Annotated in this window: 20 protein-coding genes; 10 read left to right on the top strand and 10 right to left on the bottom strand. The window is 63.0% G+C overall.

Annotated features, from left to right (window positions below; translation table 11 throughout):
* The first annotated feature begins 85 nt into the window (after positions 1–85).
* Both PQU94_RS06325 and PQU94_RS06320 read left to right on the top strand, forming a co-directional pair.
* Positions 86–595, top strand: coding sequence for a SixA phosphatase family protein (locus PQU94_RS06325; protein WP_272740625.1), 510 nt, complete (start codon positions 86–88; stop codon positions 593–595).
* A complete protein-coding gene (locus tag PQU94_RS06320) occupies positions 595–1683 on the top strand; it encodes a quinone-dependent dihydroorotate dehydrogenase (RefSeq protein ID WP_272740624.1) in 1089 nt (362 codons plus the stop codon). Before PQU94_RS06325 ends, PQU94_RS06320 begins: the two co-directional genes overlap by 1 nt.
* Positions 1684–1785: 102 nt before the next feature.
* On the opposite strand, the gene PQU94_RS06315 is transcribed toward PQU94_RS06320, so the two are convergent.
* From PQU94_RS06315 to flgF, 5 genes are all read right to left on the bottom strand, one after another.
* The gene (locus PQU94_RS06315; RefSeq protein WP_272740623.1) at positions 1786–3099 is read right to left on the bottom strand and encodes an O-antigen ligase family protein; all 1314 of its coding nucleotides are present in this window, start codon (positions 3097–3099) and stop codon (positions 1786–1788) included.
* Between the two features lie 139 nt (positions 3100–3238).
* The gene (gene flgH, locus PQU94_RS06310; protein ID WP_272740622.1) at positions 3239–3967 is read right to left on the bottom strand and encodes a flagellar basal body L-ring protein FlgH; all 729 of its coding nucleotides are present in this window, start codon (positions 3965–3967) and stop codon (positions 3239–3241) included.
* Between the two features lie 9 nt (positions 3968–3976).
* Complete coding sequence (gene flgA / locus PQU94_RS06305) at positions 3977–4753, bottom strand: flagellar basal body P-ring formation chaperone FlgA (protein WP_272740621.1); 777 nt, start codon at positions 4751–4753, stop codon at positions 3977–3979.
* 12 nt (positions 4754–4765) lie between these two features.
* Entirely contained in the window at positions 4766–5554 is a 789-nt protein-coding gene (flgG, locus tag PQU94_RS06300) for a flagellar basal-body rod protein FlgG (protein WP_272740620.1), read from the bottom strand.
* A 12-nt stretch (positions 5555–5566) separates the two neighbouring features.
* Entirely contained in the window at positions 5567–6316 is a 750-nt protein-coding gene (flgF, locus tag PQU94_RS06295) for a flagellar basal-body rod protein FlgF (RefSeq protein ID WP_272740619.1), read from the bottom strand.
* A gap of 363 nt (positions 6317–6679) precedes the next feature.
* Between flgF and PQU94_RS06290 the strand changes: the two genes are divergently transcribed.
* The 4 genes from PQU94_RS06290 to PQU94_RS06275 all read left to right on the top strand — a co-directional run bounded on the left by PQU94_RS06290 (position 6680) and on the right by PQU94_RS06275 (position 10875).
* On the top strand, positions 6680–7810 hold the full coding sequence (locus tag PQU94_RS06290; RefSeq protein WP_272740618.1) for an ABC transporter permease: 1131 nt from the start codon (positions 6680–6682) through the stop codon (positions 7808–7810).
* Positions 7807–8538: an ABC transporter ATP-binding protein gene (locus tag PQU94_RS06285; protein ID WP_272740617.1), complete on the top strand. Its 732-nt coding sequence runs from the start codon at positions 7807–7809 to the stop codon at positions 8536–8538. Before PQU94_RS06290 ends, PQU94_RS06285 begins: the two co-directional genes overlap by 4 nt.
* Before the next feature lie 17 nt (positions 8539–8555).
* Complete coding sequence (locus PQU94_RS06280) at positions 8556–9575, top strand: efflux RND transporter periplasmic adaptor subunit (protein ID WP_272740616.1); 1020 nt, start codon at positions 8556–8558, stop codon at positions 9573–9575.
* Positions 9576–9768: 193 nt separating this feature from the next.
* Entirely contained in the window at positions 9769–10875 is a 1107-nt protein-coding gene (locus tag PQU94_RS06275; RefSeq protein WP_272740615.1) for an acyltransferase family protein, read from the top strand.
* 26 nt (positions 10876–10901) lie between these two features.
* Here PQU94_RS06275 and nadC read toward each other — a convergent pair whose 3' ends face one another.
* The 3 genes from nadC to nadA all read right to left on the bottom strand — a co-directional run bounded on the left by nadC (position 10902) and on the right by nadA (position 14562).
* Positions 10902–11750 (bottom strand): carboxylating nicotinate-nucleotide diphosphorylase, encoded by an 849-nt coding sequence (gene nadC / locus PQU94_RS06270; protein ID WP_272740614.1) that lies wholly within the window; start codon positions 11748–11750, stop codon positions 10902–10904.
* A gap of 1 nt (position 11751) precedes the next feature.
* Positions 11752–13302, bottom strand: coding sequence for an L-aspartate oxidase (locus tag PQU94_RS06265; RefSeq protein ID WP_272740613.1), 1551 nt, complete (start codon positions 13300–13302; stop codon positions 11752–11754).
* A 144-nt stretch (positions 13303–13446) separates the two neighbouring features.
* Positions 13447–14562 carry a quinolinate synthase NadA gene (gene nadA / locus PQU94_RS06260; protein ID WP_272740612.1) on the bottom strand — a complete coding sequence of 372 codons (1116 nt, stop codon included), beginning with the start codon at positions 14560–14562 and terminating at the stop codon, positions 13447–13449.
* Between the two features lie 262 nt (positions 14563–14824).
* Here nadA and PQU94_RS06255 point away from each other — a divergent pair, with 262 nt between their 5' ends.
* The 3 genes from PQU94_RS06255 to PQU94_RS06245 all read left to right on the top strand — a co-directional run bounded on the left by PQU94_RS06255 (position 14825) and on the right by PQU94_RS06245 (position 16449).
* Positions 14825–15286, top strand: coding sequence for a Dps family protein (locus PQU94_RS06255; RefSeq protein ID WP_272740611.1), 462 nt, complete (start codon positions 14825–14827; stop codon positions 15284–15286).
* A gap of 229 nt (positions 15287–15515) precedes the next feature.
* Complete coding sequence (arfB, locus tag PQU94_RS06250) at positions 15516–15947, top strand: alternative ribosome rescue aminoacyl-tRNA hydrolase ArfB (protein WP_272740610.1); 432 nt, start codon at positions 15516–15518, stop codon at positions 15945–15947.
* The gene (locus PQU94_RS06245) at positions 15937–16449 is read left to right on the top strand and encodes a GNAT family N-acetyltransferase (RefSeq protein WP_272740609.1); all 513 of its coding nucleotides are present in this window, start codon (positions 15937–15939) and stop codon (positions 16447–16449) included. The genes arfB and PQU94_RS06245 overlap by 11 nt, the downstream gene beginning before the upstream one ends.
* A gap of 88 nt (positions 16450–16537) precedes the next feature.
* Here PQU94_RS06245 and PQU94_RS06240 read toward each other — a convergent pair whose 3' ends face one another.
* Both PQU94_RS06240 and PQU94_RS06235 read right to left on the bottom strand, forming a co-directional pair.
* The gene (locus PQU94_RS06240) at positions 16538–17599 is read right to left on the bottom strand and encodes a glycosyltransferase family 4 protein (protein WP_272740608.1); all 1062 of its coding nucleotides are present in this window, start codon (positions 17597–17599) and stop codon (positions 16538–16540) included.
* A 120-nt stretch (positions 17600–17719) separates the two neighbouring features.
* Entirely contained in the window at positions 17720–18925 is a 1206-nt protein-coding gene (locus tag PQU94_RS06235) for a pyridoxal phosphate-dependent aminotransferase (protein WP_272740607.1), read from the bottom strand.
* Positions 18926–19126: 201 nt separating this feature from the next.
* Between PQU94_RS06235 and PQU94_RS06230 the strand changes: the two genes are divergently transcribed.
* Positions 19127–19657: a hypothetical protein gene (locus PQU94_RS06230; RefSeq protein ID WP_272740606.1), complete on the top strand. Its 531-nt coding sequence runs from the start codon at positions 19127–19129 to the stop codon at positions 19655–19657.
* Positions 19658–19666: the final 9 nt, after the last annotated feature.

Below are 19666 nucleotides of genomic sequence, written 5' to 3'. Positions count from 1 at the left end.
AACGCCAGCGCCAAACACCGCGAATATGGCTTGAACCGCGACGGCTTTCGCGTCCATAAGCGGGCCAGAACAAGGAACACGACTCATGATGAAACACCTGATCGTCATGCGCCACGGCAAGGCCGAAAAGGACAGCGCCTCGGGCGAGGATTTCGAGCGCAATCTGATGCAGCGCGGCTTGCGCGAGGCCGCCGCCGTCGCCGAAGCGCTGAAAGCGCGCGGCGTCAAACCTGACTACGCGCTGGTCTCCGCCGCCCACCGCACGCACCAGACCTTTGAGGCGGTCAAAGGCGTGCTGGGTGACATCGCCGGTGAGGTGCGTGACGACATGTTCAATATGGGCGCGTCCGACCTGCGCCGTCTGGTCGAAGCGCACGAAGGGGCGGGCGATTGCCTGCTGATCATCGGGCACAATCCGGGTATCCAGTATTTAGTGCTCGACTACATGACCGAAGGGGCGGCGTCACAGGTCGATATCGACCGGGCGCGCGGCTCATATCCGACGGCCGCCGCAACGGTGTTTACGGTCGATGTGGCCGGTCGCCCGATCTTCGATGACCTGCTAAAGCCCAAAGACCTGATCGGGGGCGAGTGATGGACCTCTACCGGCTGGCGCTGAAACCGCTGCATCTTCTGGAGGCCGAAGACGCCCATGCGGCGACGATTCTGGCGCTGAAATCGGGCCAGATACTTAATTTAGGGCCGCGCTCCAGCTATGATCCGCCGGAGCTGCGCACGGACATCGCTTTTAAGGGCGGGACGCTGGCCGTGCGCAACTGCGTTGGCCTGGCCGCCGGGTTTGACAAGAATGCCGATGTGCCGCTGGCCATGAGCCGCGCCGGGTTTGGCTTTGTCGAATGTGGTACGGTGACGCCCCTGCCGCAGGCCGGGAATCCGCGCCCGCGTCTGTTCCGCCTCAGTGAAGACGAGGCGGTAATCAACCGTATGGGCTTCAACAACAAGGGGCTTGAAGTCTTTGCCAGCCATCTGGAGCGCTATCAGGGCCGCGCCTCGGCGCCGGTGCTGGGGGCCAATATCGGGGCCAATAAGGACGCCACGGATCGCATGGCGGACTACGTCACGGGACTGAAACGCCTGTGGGGCCTGTCGTCCTATTTTACCGCCAACATCTCCTCGCCCAACACGCCGGGCCTGCGCGCCTTGCAGGGGCGGGCGCACCTCGATGAGCTGCTGGGGCAGATTGCGACGACGCGCGCCGATCTGGTGCGGGTGACGGGCAACAACTATCCGATTTTCCTCAAGATCGCGCCTGACCTCAGCGAGGAAGAAATCGCCGATGCGGTCGAAGCGACTATTGCGCACGGGCTCGATGCGCTGATCGTCTCCAACACCACGATCGAGCGGCCGGTGTCTCTGCGCTCTGACCTTGCGACGGAAACGGGCGGGCTGTCGGGTGCGCCGCTGTTCGGTCTTTCGACCTCGGCCTTACGTAGCGCCTATAAGGTGGCGGCGGGGCGGCTGACCCTGATCGGGGCGGGCGGCATTGCCTCAGGCGCTGATGCTTACGCCAAGATCCGCGCCGGGGCATCGCTGGTGCAGCTCTATTCGGCGCTGGTCTATAAGGGGCCGGGGCTGATTGATGAGATCAAGCGCGATCTGGTGCAGCGCCTGCACGCCGATGGCCTGACGCATATTTCGCAGGCGGTGGGTTCGGCGGCTTAAGTTTTGGCCCCCACCCCCATCGGCGCTTCGCTTGATGGTCCCAACGCTGACGAAAGCTATACTTTCGCTGTCGCTATACCCCAGCAAGCTGGGGAGGTGTGATCAAGGTTCCATCCGGTTAGCCGTGAGTCGGGCCATGGCGCAGATAAACAGTACAAAGATCAGGTTGTTCTGCCCCAGGATGAAGCTTTCGGACAGGATCAGGAAGCTGAAGATGCACAGGCTCAGCACTGAGAAATAACCGTCGCGGACCCGCGCGAAGCGGAACACGCCGCAGAAAAAGGTCGCCGCCAGACAGGCCGCGAACAGGATCACCCCCACCCAGCCCAGTTGCACCAGCAGGTCCAGCCAGCCATTGTGCGCCGACGGCACGTCCCAGTGCGTCTCCTTCTTGACGATCTGGTTGGGGATGGAGTCCGGGCCCCAGAAGGCCTTATAGCCATAGCCGAGCCACGGCCGCTGATCCGAGAGCCGTAATAAGGAGTCCCAGATGGCCGTGCGCCCAGTCAGCGTCGGGTCCTTGCCCAGTGCCTTGAACACCGCTTCCGGCATCACAAAAAAGACCGCGCCGCCGATCAGCGCACAGGTGGCCGCGCCCCAGACAAATAGTACGCCGCGTACCCCGCCGCTGCGTAATGCCGAAAGGACCGGCATTGCCGCCAGCGCCAGCAAACAGGCCAGCAGCGAAGTCTTTGAGCGCGACATGATAATCAGGAAGAAGATCAGGGCCGCCGCCCCGATCCACAGGCCGCGCCGCTGCGGCAGGGTGAAGGCGCTGGCGCAGCAGGCCACAAAGCCGAAGGTCATCAGGGCCGCCATCTGGTTCTTTTCGTGCCACAGGCCGCGCCATGCCCCGGCATTGATGTCGTGATGCACGCCCATGGCGGGGTAGAAGAGGGCGGCCAGAATACTGCCGACGGCCAGTACGGAGAAGGTGCCGCCGACGATTTGCGTCAGGTCGCTGCCCTTGAAACGCGCCCCCAAATAGAGGCCGAAGAGAATGGTGAAGGCCAGCGCCAGTGAGCGGCGGCTCGTCACCTCCGGATTTATCGACCACCAGCCGGAGGCATAGCACAGGGCCACCAGCGCCGCACCCATACCCAGAGCGGGCAGAATGCGCAGGAAACGGTGGGCGCGGATCAGGCTGAGCAGCAGGGTCAGTCCATAGACGGGCAACCACAAAAGGCGCATCCACGACACTTCGCCACCGTTTTCCTGATTGGGGGCAAATAGCGGCGCCCACAGGGCTTCGGAAAACATGAAGACGCAGAAGGCCGCCAGCAGAGCTTCGAGGCGAAAAATGACCAGGGCCGGGCCGCTCAGCGGCGGTTCCGGCGTTTCGTTTGCGCCTCCCGGCCCCTTGGCGGGGGACGGGCGCACATAGTCGTCGCGTTCGTAGGCGGGGATGGCGGGCATGGGCGTCCAGTAGCGAGCCCCTGACCCTAACACCGAAATGTCAAAATGCGCTTAAATTCGCCGTCCGGCCAAGCCCGTCACCTCCGCGCCGCCACTATAGTCAGAGGCGGCGCTGTAGCGGCATGTCGGCGCATCCCAATTAAAACGGTGAAAACTTTTCCATCAGGTTTTGCGTCGCCGGTGCGGCCATCATGCGGCTGACGTCGCCGCGCCCGCCATAGGAGATGCGCGCTTCGGCCAGTTGCGTATGCTTGATGATATTGGCCGAGGAGATGTCCTGCGGATTGACGATGCCGGAGACGATCAGTTCGCGCACCTCGCGGTCGGTGCGCACCTCCTGAGAGCCCTGAATGATCAGATTGCCGTTGGGCAGCACGCCGGTGACGATGGCGGCGACGGTGAGCGAGATCTTTTCCGAGCGGTTGACGCTGCCGCTGCCGGAAAATTCGGTGGAGGAGTTGTTCGACAGGCCAGACGAAGGATTGTACTCACTGGGCAGAATTTTCCCAAGAGACGATTCCAGACCGAACACCTTGGGGATGGCCCCGCTGTATTTGCCGTCACGCTTGCGTGAGGTGGTGTTCTGGGTCTGCGCCTTGTCGTCGATGTCGATGGTTACGGTCAGGATGTCGCCGACGTGGCGGGCGCGCTGGTCCTTGAAGAAGGCCTTGGCCCCCGTGCGCCACAGCGAATTGGCCGAGGCCGAGGTCGATTCCGGCGTGGCATAGATCTGCTGCTGCGGCACCAGTTGTGCCGGATAGCCCATAGGTTGCAGGGACGGGCCGTTGACGGCTTCGTTGACGCTGGCGCAACCCGACAGGGCGGCGGCAGACAGGGCAGCAACGGTGACAAGAACGGGGAAACGCATGGGTCTGCCTTAACGGGAGGAATAGAGGGCGCGGGCGCGCAGGTTTTGGGCCGTGTCGCCGGCGGCGGCGCTGCCCGGACCGGTGACGACGGCCTCGATGAGCTTTTTCGACTGCGGGTTCTGCACAAGGATCAGGTCGCCGATCGCGCCGTCCTTCTGGGCCGGGCCGGTCATGGACAGGCTGATGCCGTTGAGCTGCCAGTTGACCTTGACCATTTCGGTGCGCTTCACCACCACCGGGGCGGTCAGGTCGCCGGGGCGCACGACGCCCCCTTCGCGCACGGGTGTACGCACCGTCTTGCCGATGGCGGTTTCGGGATCGCTGATCAGGCTGCCGCCGGTCAGATGCGCCTGCACCGGCTGCCAGGCGATGTCGGTCGGCGCCACGATCTCCCCGGCGCTGAGGGCGCGGGTGAAGACCAGAACCTCCTTGGTGCGCCCGGCCTCGGCGCGGATCTGCGTCGCAGACTCCCCATCGGCCCCGGCGCTGACGATAATGCGGCGCAGCCCCTGCGGATTGGGCCAGGACTGACCGGCCTGACGCGCCCGGGCCTGCACCTCACCGGCATCGAGGACAGCGCTGGGCCCGACGCGTGTGCCCACCACCACATCGGCAGCGGGGCCCGCATTGTCGAACAGGTCGCCCAGCGTGATCCGACCGTCGCCATCGGTCACCTGCGCCTTCAGAACCAGTGTGTCCTGCGCCTGAACGGGGGCGGCGGTAAGTCCGAGCAGGCTGAGGGCCGCGGCCCCGGTCAGCATCAGCATATAGACCGAACGGTGCATGGGTGGCCCCTATCAGCTGCGGAGGTTGCTGGTCACCGACAGCATGTCGTCGGCGGTCTTGATGACCTTCGAATTCATTTCGTAGGCGCGCTGCGCGACGATCAGGGAGGTGATTTCCGACACCGCATCGACGTTGGAGGCTTCGGTATAGCCCTGCATCAGGGTGCCGAAGCCGACACTGCCCGGCGTGCCGATATTGGCCGCACCCGACGCACCGGACTCCAGAAACAGGTTGTCGCCGATGGCATCGAGGCCTGCTTCGTTGAAGAAACTGGCGATCTGAAGCTGACCGACCACAGTGGGGGCCGTGACCCCGTCCTGCGTGACCGAGACCTGACCGGTCTTGGAAATGGTCACTTCCTTGCTGTCCTGCGGCAGGGTGATCTGCGGCTGAACCAGGTAACCGTCATCGGTGACCAGTTGCCCCTGATCGTTGACGGCAAAGTTCCCGGCACGGGTATAGGCGGTTTCGCCCGACGGCATCAGCACCTGAAAATAGCCGCGGCCATCGACCATGATGTCGTAAGGATTGTCGGTACGGGTGGGTGAGCCCTGCGTCAGGATGCGATAGACGCTGCCGGTCTTCACACCCCCGCCGACCTGAATACCGGTGGGCACGACCGTGCCGGCCTCTGACGACTGCGCGCCCATGCGCTCGACATTCTGATACAGCAGGTCCTGAAACTCGGCCCGCTGCTTCTTGAAGCCGACCGTGTTCATGTTGGCGATGTTGTGCGAGATGGTATCGACATTGAGCTGCTGAGCCGACATGCCGGTGGTGGCGGTTCTCAAAGCACGCATGGGTTATACTCCTTAAGCCGCCTTACCCAAGCGCTCGACGGCGCTGCGGTTCAGTTCGGCCTGTTGTTCGATGATCTTGCTGACCGAGGCATAGGCGCGGTTGATTTCGACCAGTCGGGTGACTTCGCTCAGGGCGTTGACGTTTGAATTTTCGATCATCCCCTGCCGCAGGCGCACATCGGTGGCCGGGTCGGGCGGGGTGTTGGTGGTGGCGCGGAAACGATTATCGCCTTGTTTTTGCAGGGCCGACAGGCTGGCGAATCGCACCACATTGATCTTGCCAATGCGGATCGAGCCGTCGGTGCTGCGTTGCGAGACCACGCCGTCAGCGGAGATGGAGGGGGCACCGAATTCGGGGTTGAGGCGGATTTCGCCGCCGTCGCCCTGCACGGGCAGGCCGTCACCGGTGACCAGCACGCCCTGCGGCGACACGGTAAAGGCACCGTCGCGGGTATAGAGCGGGCCATTGGCGCCGTTAATGACGAAAAACGCCCCTTCGCCTTCGATGGCCACGTCGTAATCCCCGCCCGTCGGGGTCAGGGCCCCTTGCGAAAAGTCGCGCCCGACGCCCTTGTCATAGGCAAAATTGGCCGGGGCCTTGATCGGCAGGTTGTAGGCGGGGCGGCCCTCTTCGGGTTCGATCAGCAACTGCTCGAACTTGTAGCCATTGGTGTTCATGTTGGCCAGATTGTTGGCCGTTACGTCCAGTTCGCGGCGCAGAACCAACTGACGCGACAGGGCGACATAGCTCACATTATCCATTGTCGGCCTCCTTCAGCGACGGCGGGCATTAACCATGTTTTTGAAGAAGCAAGAGCCATGCCAGTCGGGTGAAAAATTCAATATACTGAATTTGTTGGGTAAAAACGGAAGATGGGCGTGGCTGGGCGGTGCAGGCGGCAAAAAGTGCCTTAAGCGCTGCGCGCCGCGATGTATCCGCCCGGTGCTTTCGCTTTCGTTACGTGGAATTAATTGGACGTGGAGGATGAAACTAACGATGTTAGGACGAAGAGGGCGGGGCACGTCCGGCACGGGTGCCGGAAGGGCGGTCGTTTCTCATCTGATTTAGGCGCGCAAGGGGCCGGAGATATCCGCTCGCCGCCCGTCGCCTGGGGAAACTTTTATATGTCTTTGGCTCTATCTACGCTTATCTATGAATGGCGGCGCTACATGGCCGCAGTCATAGCGCTGGCTGTGGCGGGTCTGCTAGTGCTGTCGCTGGTCGGCATGTTCATGGGGATCGGTAAGAACTTTACCGCGACCATCGACCGTTCGCCCGCCGACCTCATGGTGCTGCCGCCCGACTCGCAGGGTTTTGGCTCAAGCCAGCCGCGCCGCAATATCCCGACCCTTTATCAGCACCCCGAAGTAGTGGAGGTCATGCCCTATACCCAGCGCTGGGCAATGTGGGCGAACTTCCCCTCGCCGGGGCAGTCGGCCAAGCGCGACGGCGTACAGGTCATTATTGTAGACCCCATTGCGGGCGCGGTGACCCTGCCGAACGATTTCCCCGAAGACGTCATTCTGGCGCTTCAGGAACCTTATTCGGTCGTCGTCGATGCCACCTCTCTGGCCAAGCTGGGGGTCAAGGTTGGCGATAAGGCGCAGATGAACGGCCGCACGGTCAATGTGCGCGCTACCATCACCAACTATCCCAGCCTGTTCAACTCGATGGTCTTCATGTCGCGTCAGACGGCCAAGCTCCTCAATCTTTATGACGAAGGGCCGCGCGTCGGTTCGCTTCTGGTCAAGCTGCGCGATCCTGCGCGGGCGGCGATCGTGGCCAAGGAGTTGAACGACATGGGTAACAAGCAGTTCCGCGCCTGGACCCGAGAAGATCTGGCCCGCGAAAATCAGGCCGAGATGTTCAAGGAATCCTTTATCGTCATCATGCTGGGCTTTATGCTGATCGTCGGTGTTTTCATCGGGGTTGTCATCACCTGGCAGACGCTACAGGGGGCTATTCTGGCCAATATCAAAGAGTTCGCGTCGCTGCGGGCACTGGGAGTGTCGATGGGCAACCTTAACCTGATTATCATGGAGCTGAGCTTCTGGGTCGGGGTCGCGGGCCTGCTGATGACGGGTATCTTGCTGGTGGGCGTGACCGCGCTGGCCAATGCGGTGGGCCTGACCATGTTCTATCCCCTGTGGTCGATCATCACCATCGCCATCATGTTGCTGACGATCGCCGTCATTTCCGGCCTTCTGTCGCTTGGCGTGCTCAAGAAGAGCCAACCTGCGGATCTGCTGCGATGACCGGAAAACTTGCTATCGAAGCCAAAGGGCTGACCAAGAGCTACAAGATCGGCAAGATCAAGCAGCCGGTGCTCAAGGAAGTGAATTTCACCGCTTATCATGGTCAGGTAACCATGGTCATGGGGCCGTCGGGATCGGGTAAATCGACCCTGATTGCTGCCCTGTCGGGCCTGATGAAGCCTGACGAAGGCGAAGTGATCGCGTTGGGTGAAAGCCTGTGGAAGAAGAAAAAGGCCAAGATCGACCAGTTTCGTCTCGATCACTGCGGCTTCATCTTTCAGGGCTTCAACCTCTTCCCCGCGCTCAATGCCACCCAGCAGGTCGAGCAGGTGCTCAAATACTGCAAGGTGAAAAAGGGCGAGGCGAAAAAGCGCGCGGTTCAGGCCCTGACCGAGGTGGGTCTCGACAAGCGTCTGAAGCAGACGCCTTCGGCCCTGTCCGGCGGCGAAAAGCAGCGCGTCGCCATCGCCCGCGCGCTTTCCAAGAACCCGCAGTTGCTGTTTGCCGACGAACCGACCTCGGCTCTGGACTCCGTGTCCGGGCAGGTGGTCATCAAGCTCTTGCACCGGGCAGCCAAGGAGCACGGCGCCGCGGTCATTGTGGTGACCCACGACCCGCGACTCGAAGCCTATGCCGACCGTGTTATTCATATGGAAGACGGCCAGATCCTCAGCGACACCTTTGTCAACAGGCCTGAAGACGTTCCGCCTTCCGCCCCCCACGCCTGATCAGAGAACGATATACCATGCGCACCTCTCCTTCCTCCCTCCCGACCCGCAAACGCCCGTCAAAGGCACTGCTCCTCCTTCTGGCGGCCCCGGCCATCCTCAGCCTGGCGGCTTGTAACCCTCCGGCCCCCGGTGGCAAGGACGCCAAAAAGGGCGAAGCGGCGGCGGCCAAGCCCATCGTCTCGCCCTATGCGGCCATCGCCAACGGTAAGGCCGACGTCGAAGGCGGCGTCATCGAAGTCGCCGCCCGCCGCGCCGGCGTCGTGCACGAGGTGCTGGTCCAGGAAGGCGACGACGTGAAAAAGGGGCAGGTTCTGGCCCGTCAGGAAGCCGACACGGCGCAACTGGCCGTGCAGCGCGCCCGCGCCAATGTCGTTGAGGCACAGGCCGCCATGCGCCTGACCGAGGTCAATATCGACACCGCCAAGCGGGAATATGCCCGCTATCAGAAGCTGGCCGCGACCAATTTCGTCGCCGGTCAGAAGCTCGACGCGCAGGCCGACCTGATCCGTGAGGCCGAGGCGCGTCTGGCGGCGCAACAGGCGTCGGTGCAATCGGCGCAGGCCGCCCTGGCGCAGGCCAATTTCGATCTGGAACAGACCTATGTGCGCGCCCCGATGGATGGCCGCATCATCCGTCGTTTCGCCAACCCCGGTTCGGGGACGTCGACCCTGAACGTTTCGACCATGTTCCAGCTGGTCCCGGCCAATGCCGAACGCATCGTGCGTTCGGAAATCGTCGAAAGCTCCATCCCCGACGTCAAGCCGGGGCAAGAGGTCGAGATCGTGCCGGAAACCGATCAGACCAAGGTCTATGTCGGCTCGGTGAAGCGCATGGCCGCGACCTTCGGCTCGCGCAAGCTGTTGTCCGACAGCGGCAACGAAGCCTCGGATGAACGCGTCGTCGAAGTCGTGGTCACCGCCGATGCCGCGCCGCTGCTGATCGGTCAGCGCGTTCTGGTCAAGTTTATGAAGCCGGGCGAAAAGGCGGGCATCAAGCGCACGCCGCCGGCACCGACGACGCCTGAGAAGAAGTAAGACTGGCACTTAGCGGCCCCTGGCGGCCGGATTGCCAATGCGATGCGAAAACAACCCCGGCGCGGTTCGTGCCGGGGTTGTCTGTTATGGCGCGCACCGTCGCTCCCGATCACATACAGCCTTAGTCCATTTTAACCATATCTTTCAGACTGCGCTGCTTATCCTGACGGGACCAGAGGATGAGCCCCACAGGATGAGCGTTAGCGTTACCCCCACCGCCCCCCTGCCCAGAGCCGGCGGGGCCAGTCTGGATGTTCTGCGCTTTCTGGCGGCGGGCTTTATCCTACTGTTTCACTTCGGCGAATCGGCTCCCCGCCCCCTGGGTGAACTGGCCCCGGTCATGACTCAGGGCTGGCTGGCCACCGATTTCTTCCTCATGCTGTCCGGCTTCATCCTTATGCGCGCCTATGGGCCGCGCCTGGCGGAACAGCGCGTCAGCCCGGTGAACTTCGTCAGCCGCCGGGTCCTGCGCCTGTGGCCGTCGCACATCGTGGCGCTCCTGCTGATGCTGCTGGTCGTGGGGGTAGCGACCATGCAGGGCCATCCGCCCGGCCATGCCGAAAAATACACGGTCTGGGCCTTCTGCGAGCAACTGATCCTGATTCATGGCTGGGGCCTCAGCGACACACCGGGGTGGAACGTGCCGACCTGGACCCTGTCGGCTTTGGTCGTTTGCTACAGCGTCTTCAGCCTGTGCGCCGGTTCGGTCTTCCGCTGGCGGCGCATGGCGTTGATCACCGGGCTGCTCGCCGCGCTGTCTCTGGCGCTGGCTCTCGCGGCCCTGATCGGCCACTCCTTTGTCGATTTGCCATTTCGTTACGGGCTTGTGCGTGCCCTGCCGTTGTTTTTTATTGGCGCGCTGATGGAGCGACTGACCGCCGGGGTCGCCGTATCGCCCCGCATCTATGCGGCCGGCATGGCCCTCAGCGGTCTGATCGTCGTCGGTCTGGCCAGCCTGCCGCGCCATACCCTGTCGGATTTCACTATTCTGGGGGCGCTTGCGGCGGTTCTGGTGCTGTCGGCGGGGGTAAGTCTGCCCGAAACCCCTCTGACCAAGCGAATGGGGCGCGCCGCCTACGCCCTGTTCCTCATCCACTCGGTCGTCGGCGCCATCGCGCTGGGGATGGACGGGATGCTGGTCCACCGTTTTGACCTGCCGGAGCCGCTGCACTGGCTGAGCTGGGGCCTGTGTGTGGTGGCGGCGATCGCCGCAGCGTTCGTGTTCGAGGCAGGGGTCGATCGCCCGCTGAGCCAGTGGGTCTCGGCGCGTCTAAACCGTGGGGTCAAGGCTGAGGCTTAGAGCTGGTTTCGTTCAAAAACTGTGTTTTAAACCGCATCAAGCCCGATATCGAAGACCGGGGCCGAGTGGGTGAGGGCACCCACGCTGATCACATCCACCCCGGTTTCCGCAATGGCGCGCACCGTATCAAGATTGACGCCGCCAGATGCTTCTAGAATGGTCTCGCCCTTGACCAGCGCAACCGCTTCGCGCAATTGCTCCAGCGTAAAGTTGTCGAGCATTACTACGTCCGGCCGGAACGGCAGGGCCTGTTTAAGCTGGGCCAGCGAATCGACCTCGACCTCGATCTTCATGGTATGACCGGCGGAGGCCTTGGCCAGTTCCAGCGCCTTTTCGACCCCGCCGCAGATGGCGATATGGTTGTCCTTGATCAGGATGGCGTCGTCCAGCCCGTAGCGGTGGTTGTGCCCCCCCCCGCACTTGACGGCGTGTTTCTGAAGGCCACGCAGCAGCGGCAGGGTCTTGCGCGTGCAGGCGATGCGCGTCGGCAGGTCGGCGACAAGACGTACATAGGTGCGCGTCAGGGTCGCTACGCCCGACAGATGAGACAGCAGGTTCAGCGCCACGCGCTCGGCCGCCAGAATGGCACGCGCATTGCCTTCGACGCGGGCGATGACGTCGCCGGCCACCACCTCAGCGGCGTCGGGCTTGACGATCTCAAAACGGATATGCGGGTCCATCAGGTTCATGGCCAGACGGGCGCAGTCGATGCCAGAGAGGATACCGGCTTCGCGGGCCTTGAACTCCGCCTTGAAGCGTGCGCGCGGCAGTATGACGGCGTCGGCGGTGACGTCACCGGCCAGCCCCAGATCCTCGCGCAGGGCGTCGCGGACCACGGGTTCGATGAGCAGATCAGGCAGTCCGGTAATGTACATCTCAGGCCACTTCCTTCTGGGGTTCCATCTGTATAAGGCCACCCTCTGTCAAACGGATGAAGGTGCGCTGCCCCTCTGCGGCCGTTTCGGGATAGTCCTGACGATAATGAGAACCGCGACTCTCACGCCTTTGCAAGGCGCATTGCGCTATCAGGCGCGCCGCGACCAGAGGTAACGCACCTTTGAACGCGGCCTCCAGCCCCGTGAGCGTTTCCAGCAGGGTTTTGAGGCCCGTTTCGTCACGGATGACGGCGGCGTGCGCCTGCATGGCGGTACGCAGGGTTTTGAGCGCCTGGGGCGTCAGGCGTGGTGGCGTCAGGGGGCGCTGCGCCTGTGCCGTATCGGGCGCGAATGTGGTGCGCGCCGCGACCTCAGCAACCTTGCGACCGACGCGCTCCCCAAAGGCAGCGGCCTCCAGAAGGCTGTTCGACGCCAGACGGTTGGCCCCGTGCACACCGGTGGAGGCACATTCACCAACGGCAAACAGGTTTGTCAGGCTGGTCTGGCCGTCGATATCGGTGCGGATGCCGCCCATGTGATAGTGCGCCGCCGGGGCGACCGGGATGGGCGTCGTGCGCGGGTCAATTCCCGCCGCCATACACGAGGCGAAGACGGTCGGAAATTCTTGCGGGAAGTGCTCGCCTATTGCTTCGCGGCAATCGAGGAAGGCCCCCCCTAGAGTCGTATTGGCGCGGTGCACGGCGCGAGCCACAATGTCACGCGGGGCCAGCTCGCCGTCCGGGTGATCGTCAAAGGCAAAACGATAGCCGTCCTTGGTGATCAGGGTCGCGCCTTCGCCGCGCAGGGCTTCGGTCGCCAGAGGGGCGGGGTCGGCCCCTATATTGATGGCCGTCGGGTGGAACTGAACGAATTCCGGATCGGCGATTTCGGCTCCGGCCAGAGCGGCCATGGCCATGCCTTCGCCGCGCAGATTGGCCGGGTTGGTGGTCACAGCAAATAACCCGCCCGATCCGCCTGACGCCAGCACCACGACGGGGGCAAAGACCTCAATCGGGCGACCGCCGCGTTCGACCACGGCCCCGATGACCGTCTGGGCGTCGGATCGGATCAGGCCGGTGGCGACCGCCCCTTCCCAGATGTCGATATGCGGCGCGGCCTTCGCGGCGACGACTACGGCCTCCAAAATCTTCTTGCCGGCCAGATCGCCGCCGACGCGCGCTACGCGGGCAAGGCCGTGCGCGGCTTCGCGGTTGAGCACGAACGAACCGTCTGCATGGTGGTCGAAGGGCGCGCCGATGGCGTTGAGGCGACGCACCACGTCCGGCCCCATGCCAGTCAGGGCGTGGGTGGCGGCAAGGTCATTGATGCCCGCCCCGGCGATCAGCGTGTCCTGCGCGTGCGCTTCGGGGGAATCCTGCGGCGACAGGGCCGCCGCGATACCGCCCTGCGCCCAGGCCGAAGAACAGGCGGCACCCAGCTCGACCGGGGCCAGCACCAGAGTCGGCTGCGGCGCGGCATTAAGCGCGACCGAAAGCCCGGCCAGCCCTGCACCGATGATCAGCGGACCGTTATGGATGTAAACTTCAGGCATTTTCAGCGCCTTTTCAAACCCCTCTCCCCGTGTACGGGGCGAGGGTTGGGGTGAGGGGGCCATACCTGTGCCCCTGACTCCCCCTCATCCGGCTTCTGCTTCGCGTCAGCCACCTTCTCCCCACAGGGGAGACGAGAGGGAGATTTAACTTATCAACTCGACATCGACATGGTGGCGGGCCTTGATCATATCGTAGCGGGCCGGGGTGATGGTAGGCGGCATGTCGATCATGCGCTGCACCGACAAGCGCGCCTTGTCGATAATGGCGGCGTCCACCGTCACTTCGTGCGTCATAGTCAGCAGCGAGGCATAGATGCCCTCCAGCGTGATGCGCTTCATATGCGGGCACAGATTGCACGGCCGCAAGAACTCAACGCCTTCGCCCGCATCAGCCGTGACATTATCGGCCATGGAACATTCGGTGATCAGCACCACCTGTTTCGGCTTGTTCTGCGTCACATAGTCGGCCATGGCCGTGGTCGAGCCGGTGAAGTCACAGGCCGCAATCACGTCCGGCGGGCATTCCGGGTGGCCCAGCACCACCGCATCGGGGTGGGCGGCGCGCACATCGGCAATGTCCTGCGCATTGAAGCGTTCGTGCACTTCGCACGCGCCTTTATAAGCGATGATGCCGATGTTTGTCTGACGCGCCACATTGCGCGCCAGGAACTCATCGGGGACCAGAATGACGCGGTCCACGCCCCATTCCTTCGCCGCCCATTCGACCACCTGCACGGCATTGGCCGAGGTGCAGCAGATGTCGGTTTCCGCCTTCACATCGGCGGTGGTGTTGACGTAGGAGACGACCGGCAGGCCGGGGTAGCGCTGCTTGATCAGGCGCAACTGTTCGCCCGTCAGGCTGGAGGCCAGCGAACAGCCGGCGCGCAGGTCGGGGATCAGCACGGTCTTTTCCGGGGCCAGAATCTTCGAGGTTTCGGCCATGAAGTGCACGCCGCCCTGCACGATGATCTTCGCGTCCGACTTTGCGGCTTCGCGCGCCAGACCGAGCGAGTCGCCCACATAGTCGCCGACGCCGTGGAAGATGTCGGGCGTCATATAGTTGTGCGCCAGAACGACGGCGTTTGTCTCACGCTTGAGACGGTTGATGGCCGCGATCAGCGGGGCCTGAATCTGCCATTCAATGGGCGACACCTTGCCCTTGAGGCGCGCGTAAATCTCTGCGGTTTCCGCCTCGATGTCGGGCGTAAAGGCCAGCGCGCCAAGGGCTTCGTCCACGATCGGGTTTTTGCTGTGCAGCATTTTATTCGTCTCCTCGCGCCGCCGGACCGCTCCGGTGACCCTTATGCTCAATTTCAGCATAAGTGGCATTAAAATACGCCTTTGGCCGGTCATTGCAAGGCCACCCCGTAAAAAAACCATCACATATTGTATCGCTTTGGGGATGTGTCTCGCCGGGGTTTCACAAAATCCGTGAAAACCGGAATTGTCGGTTATGGGTCATTGAAACTTTATAACGAGGTGCGCATATCGCTGAGAATGTATTTTTATAAGGGTAACCATTATGCCGAAAGCCGCCGAAACGCCTGACACCCCCGTCTGCCTCGAACTGTCGAAGGTGCTGGCCGACAGCTATAACCTCTATCTGAAGACGCACGGCTATCACTGGAATGTGCGCGGGCCGCAGTTCAACAGCCTGCACGCCATGTTCATGGCCCAGTACACCGAGATGTGGACGGCGCTGGACGAAATCGCCGAGCGCATCCGCGCCCTGGGCGAACTGGCCCCCATGTCGGGCGCGGCCTTTGGTAACCTGTCTTCGATCAAGGAAGGCGATGCCACCAAATCGGCCAATGAGATGCTGAAGGAGCTGGCCGAAGGACACAAGACCCTGATCGCCACGCTGAAAAACGCGCTGAAAGTCGCCGAAGAGGCCAGCGACGACCCCACGGTGGACCTCCTGACCGTGCGCCTCGGCAGCCACGAAAAGCACCTGTGGATGATCTCGGCCTCGCTGGAGGATTGAGCCTCATGCCGAAAAGTGGTCTCACTTTTCGGATGCACATGAGGTGTTAAAAAATGCAGGGGCACGGCCCCTGCACCCGTAACTGGGAGCGGGTGGGCCGTCCGCGCCAAACAAAATCAGGATGCGCTCGATTTGGCAGGTTCAGATCGGGCGCATTTTTGTTATGCAAGCGCATCCCGAAAAGTGTGCAGCGGTTTTCGGGTCCAGATGCGCGTCAAAAAGAAAAGTCATGATCTTCATTACGCCCAAAATCTCTGTCGATGAGGCCGAACTGAGCGAGAGCTTTGTGCGCGCATCCGGTGCGGGCGGGCAGAATGTCAACAAGGTCTCGACCGCCGTTGAGCTGCGCTTTTCGATATGGGAAAACCAGACGATCCCCTATGAGGTCAAGCAGCGCCTGATCGCGCTGGGCGGGCGGCGCGTGACGCAGGACGGCGTGCTGGTCCTGTTCGTACAGACCCACCGCACGCAGGATATGAACCGCAAGGCGGCGCGCGAACGCTTTGTTGAACTGCTGCAACGCGCGGCCGCCCCGCCACCGCCGCCGCGCATCAAGACCAAACCGACGCAAGGGGCGGTGCGCCGGCGTCTGGTGGCCAAATCCATCCGGTCGGGCATCAAATCCGGCCGCCAGAAACCTTTGGGCGAAGATGAAGACTGAGATCCGACCGGCCACCGCCGCCGATGCCGACGCCATTCTGACGCTGTATCGCGACGTTGCGCGCCTCAGCGGCGGGTTGGCGCGTACCGAAGCCGAGATTACGGCGGACTATATTACCGGCAACCTGACGGCGGCCCTGACGCGCGGGGTGTGTCTGATCGCCGAAAGTGACGGGCGCTGCGTCGGGGAAATCCACGCCATCGCGCCGATGCCGAAGCAATTTGCCCACGTCCTCAGCGACCTGACCGTGGCCGTGTCGCCCTCGGCGCAGGGGCAGGGGATCGGGCGTCGCCTGTTTGAGGCGTTGATTGCCCATAGCCGCCAGAAAACGCACATCCGGCGCATCGAGCTTCTGTGTCGCGAAGGCAATGCGCGCGGCATCGCCCTCTATGAACGTCTGGGCTTTGTGCGGGAGGGGCGGCTGAAAGGGCGCGTCCACCTGCCCGACGGCACGGTCGAAGACGATCTGTTTTTTGGGCTTATATTGAACTCCAAACCTTGATGCGCCTTACGCATCAAGGTTTGGCAAGGGCGACCACCCGCCGCCGCTTATGCGGCGAGCCATGCGGCGTCTGAGCTGCAAAAAACGCTCACGCTGTGAGCGTTTTGCGTACTCTGAACCAGCCATAGCACAGGGCGGCGACCACAAGGCACAGGGCGGCAAAGCGCAGTTCGACGCCGGTGGTTATGCCGATCAGGCGGGCCCCTGTGCCAATGGCGCACGACACGGCGCACAGTCCCCAGACTTTCAGCGCCAGACGCCCATGATCCGGGTCGCGGTGGATCAGCCACTGCTGATAGAGGTGGTCCTTGTGCGCCTCAAACAGGTTGCGTTTACGCCGCGCGCGCCAGATCAGGGTGAGCAGCACATCGACCAGCAGCGGGGCCAGCAGGAAGCCGCCCAGCCAGATCGAGGCGATCTGATGCGTGCTGAGGACCAGCGCCCCGCCGGTCACCAGCGCCCCGCCGAACAGCGACCCGGCATCGCCCTGAAACACGCGGTTGAGCGGCAGGTTGAACGGCAATAGCCCGCCAAAGGCCCCGCCGGTGGCTAAAAACACCAGCAGCACACCGCCCAGCATCGACACGGGCTGCGACCCGAAGGCCAGCACAAACCCGGCATAGATCAGCAGGCACACGGCCTGCGTACCGATAGCCAGACCGTTCGACCCGTCCATGAAATTGATGGCATTCAGCCCCAGCACCAGCCACGCGGTTGCGGCCAGCACCCCCAGCGGAAACGGCACGGCCAGAGTCAGGCCGGGGGCCAGGATCAGCTCATGCACCGGATAGAGGCTGGCAAAACCCGCACACAGGATGATCTGAAACAGCAGACGCGCCTTGGCAGGCAGATCCAGCACGTCGTCAATCGCCCCCGACAACCCAGCCAGAGCGGCAAAGCCAAACAGCCACAGGCCGGTCTGCGGCACATGAACGGAAAGTTCTAAAACGCCAAAAGCGATGGCCAGTCCGCTGGCGGCCATGACGGCCAGCCCGCCGCTGGTCGGGGTCGGAGCCTTGTGCGCCCCGCGCTCACGCGGAATATCGACCGGCCCGCCGCGGATGGCCAGTTGTGCCAGCAGCGCCGCCAGGCCCGCCGCGATGGCGACAATGCTCAGACAGGCGAGGGGAGAGAGAAGCCACTGCGTCACAGGCGCACCTCAACGCATCCTCGCCCCGGCAGGAGGAGGATGGCCTCCGCTCCGTAAGGCGCTGAGGCCGGGTGAAGGGATAGGGTCGAATGGCTGCGCAGACGCGGTGCCCGTACCGGCTTACTTCAGCGAGGCGCAGAAGCGCTGGATACGCTCGCAGGCCTCGGTGAGCACCGCTTCCGACGTCGCGTAGGAGATACGGAAGAAGGGCGACAGGCCGAAGGCCGCGCCGTGCACCACGGCCACGGTTTCCTGTTGCAGCAGTTCCGAAGCGAAGTCCTCGTCGGTCTGGATGACCTTGCCCGACGGGGCGGTCTTGCCGATCAGGCCTTCGATCGACGGATAGACATAGAAGGCGCCTTCCGGCGTCGGGCAGTGTATGCCTTCGCAGGCGTTCAGCCCGGCGACGACTAGATCGCGGCGCTTCTGGAACACGGCGGCGCGCTCCGAGATAAAGTCTTGCGGCCCGTTGAGCGCTTCGACGGCGGCCCACTGCGCGATCGAGCAGGGGTTGGAGGTCGATTGCGAGATAATCTTTGACATCGCCTTGATCAGCGGCTCAGGCCCGGCCGCATAGCCGATGCGCCAGCCGGTCATCGAATAGGCCTTCGACACGCCGTTCATGGTCAGGGTGCGGTCATAAAGCTCCGGGCAGACCTGAGCGATGGTGGTGTATTTGAAGCCATCAAAGGTCAGGTGCTCATACATGTCGTCGGTCAGGATCCACACCTGCGGATGACGCTTCAGCACTTCACCCAGCGCTTTCAACTCGGCCTCGGTATAGGCGGCGCCCGACGGGTTGGACGGCGAGTTGAGGATCAGCCACTTGGTCTTGGGCGTGATGGCGGCTTCCAGCGTTTCCGGCTTCAGCTTGAAGCCCGTGGACATTTCACCGACGGCGAACACCGGCGTACCGCCGGCCAGCAGCACCATGTCCGGATAGGACACCCAGTATGGGGCCGGGATGATCACTTCGTCGCCGACATTCACCGAGGCCATCAGGGCGTTATAGATGACCGGCTTGCCGCCCGGCGACACCGACACCTGCGTCGTCTTGTACTCCAGGCCATTTTCGCGTTTGAACTTCTCGACGATGGCCGCCTTCAGTTCCGGGATGCCATCGACGTCGGTATAGCGGGTTTCGCCGCGCTTGATCGCCTTGATGGCGGCATCGCAGATATTTTCCGGCGTGTCGAAATCCGGTTCACCCGCACCCAGCGAAATGACCTTCTTGCCCTGACGGGCCAGTTCGCGCGCCTTGGCGGTCACGGCGAGGGTGGGGGAGGGCTTAACGCGCTTCAGCGTATCGGATTCGACGAAGGTCATGGGTGTCGCCTCTTAAATATCTGGCTTTATGGGCGGTGGAGGTTCGCCCCTCTTTTGCGCGAAGGGCGGCGTTTGTCCAGCACTGTTGCAGGATTGTGCGACATTTTCGCAAAGGCGTGGCCCTGCGGTCGTACAGATGGTTTCGTCCGGAACGAATCGTGGCGCGGCACATGGGTGACAGGGGGCGAGGGAAGGGGTAGGATGAAGCCTGCTGGCGACGACGAATGCGCCATCACGCATCGCAACGGGGGATGTATGCGTCGCGAGGTTCTGGCCGTTTCCTTAATGCTGTGTATCGCGCTGTCCGGATGCGCCTCTGTGCCCGTGGCCAGTCATTCGGGCGGGCGCTCGCTGCTGCGCGATGCGCTGAGTGTGCCGGTGGCTGAACTGGAAACCAGGGCCGCCAGCGGCGACGCCCGCGCGCAGTTTTCGACCTCGCTGGTCTATCAGTACGGGCTACAGGGCACGCCCGCCGACCCGGTAAAGGCCACGACCTACCGCCAACAGGCCCTGAGCGCCAAAGGTTACATGCCCATCACGCAATATATAGCCGGGCTCAATGGCAATCCGGGGCGCACAGCCATTATCAATGTGCCGCGTTATGAGGTGACCGCCGGCGAGGCCAGGGCCGCCTATGTCTGCGCGCAGGCGGTGGCGCGCCGCGTTGCACCGGAGGTTGGCGCGACCGCTTGCGGAACGCCCGACGTCTACGCCGAGATGGTATCCTTCTGATCCGGCGAG

Source organism: Asticcacaulis currens, from assembly GCF_028550395.1.
GTDB lineage: Bacteria > Pseudomonadota > Alphaproteobacteria > Caulobacterales > Caulobacteraceae > Asticcacaulis > Asticcacaulis currens.
This window is presented reverse-complemented; position numbering and strand designations above follow the sequence as displayed.

Excerpts from the sequence above, each read along its gene's own strand:
- PQU94_RS06325 (WP_272740625.1), top strand. The coding sequence starts at position 86 with ATGATGAAACACCTGATCGTCATGCGCCACGGCAAGGCCGAAAAGGAC.
- PQU94_RS06320 (WP_272740624.1), top strand. The coding sequence starts at position 595 with ATGGACCTCTACCGGCTGGCGCTGAAACCGCTGCATCTTCTGGAGGCC.
- PQU94_RS06315 (WP_272740623.1), bottom strand. The coding sequence starts at position 3,099 with ATGCCCGCCATCCCCGCCTACGAACGCGACGACTATGTGCGCCCGTCC.
- flgH (WP_272740622.1), bottom strand. The coding sequence starts at position 3,967 with ATGCGTTTCCCCGTTCTTGTCACCGTTGCTGCCCTGTCTGCCGCCGCC.
- flgA (WP_272740621.1), bottom strand. The coding sequence starts at position 4,753 with ATGCACCGTTCGGTCTATATGCTGATGCTGACCGGGGCCGCGGCCCTC.
- flgG (WP_272740620.1), bottom strand. The coding sequence starts at position 5,554 with ATGCGTGCTTTGAGAACCGCCACCACCGGCATGTCGGCTCAGCAGCTC.
- flgF (WP_272740619.1), bottom strand. The coding sequence starts at position 6,316 with ATGGATAATGTGAGCTATGTCGCCCTGTCGCGTCAGTTGGTTCTGCGC.
- PQU94_RS06290 (WP_272740618.1), top strand. The coding sequence starts at position 6,680 with ATGTCTTTGGCTCTATCTACGCTTATCTATGAATGGCGGCGCTACATG.
- PQU94_RS06285 (WP_272740617.1), top strand. The coding sequence starts at position 7,807 with ATGACCGGAAAACTTGCTATCGAAGCCAAAGGGCTGACCAAGAGCTAC.
- PQU94_RS06280 (WP_272740616.1), top strand. The coding sequence starts at position 8,556 with ATGCGCACCTCTCCTTCCTCCCTCCCGACCCGCAAACGCCCGTCAAAG.
- PQU94_RS06275 (WP_272740615.1), top strand. The coding sequence starts at position 9,769 with ATGAGCGTTAGCGTTACCCCCACCGCCCCCCTGCCCAGAGCCGGCGGG.
- nadC (WP_272740614.1), bottom strand. The coding sequence starts at position 11,750 with ATGTACATTACCGGACTGCCTGATCTGCTCATCGAACCCGTGGTCCGC.
- PQU94_RS06265 (WP_272740613.1), bottom strand. The coding sequence starts at position 13,302 with ATGCCTGAAGTTTACATCCATAACGGTCCGCTGATCATCGGTGCAGGG.
- nadA (WP_272740612.1), bottom strand. The coding sequence starts at position 14,562 with ATGCTGCACAGCAAAAACCCGATCGTGGACGAAGCCCTTGGCGCGCTG.
- PQU94_RS06255 (WP_272740611.1), top strand. The coding sequence starts at position 14,825 with ATGCCGAAAGCCGCCGAAACGCCTGACACCCCCGTCTGCCTCGAACTG.
- arfB (WP_272740610.1), top strand. The coding sequence starts at position 15,516 with ATGATCTTCATTACGCCCAAAATCTCTGTCGATGAGGCCGAACTGAGC.
- PQU94_RS06245 (WP_272740609.1), top strand. The coding sequence starts at position 15,937 with ATGAAGACTGAGATCCGACCGGCCACCGCCGCCGATGCCGACGCCATT.
- PQU94_RS06235 (WP_272740607.1), bottom strand. The coding sequence starts at position 18,925 with ATGACCTTCGTCGAATCCGATACGCTGAAGCGCGTTAAGCCCTCCCCC.
- PQU94_RS06230 (WP_272740606.1), top strand. The coding sequence starts at position 19,127 with ATGAAGCCTGCTGGCGACGACGAATGCGCCATCACGCATCGCAACGGG.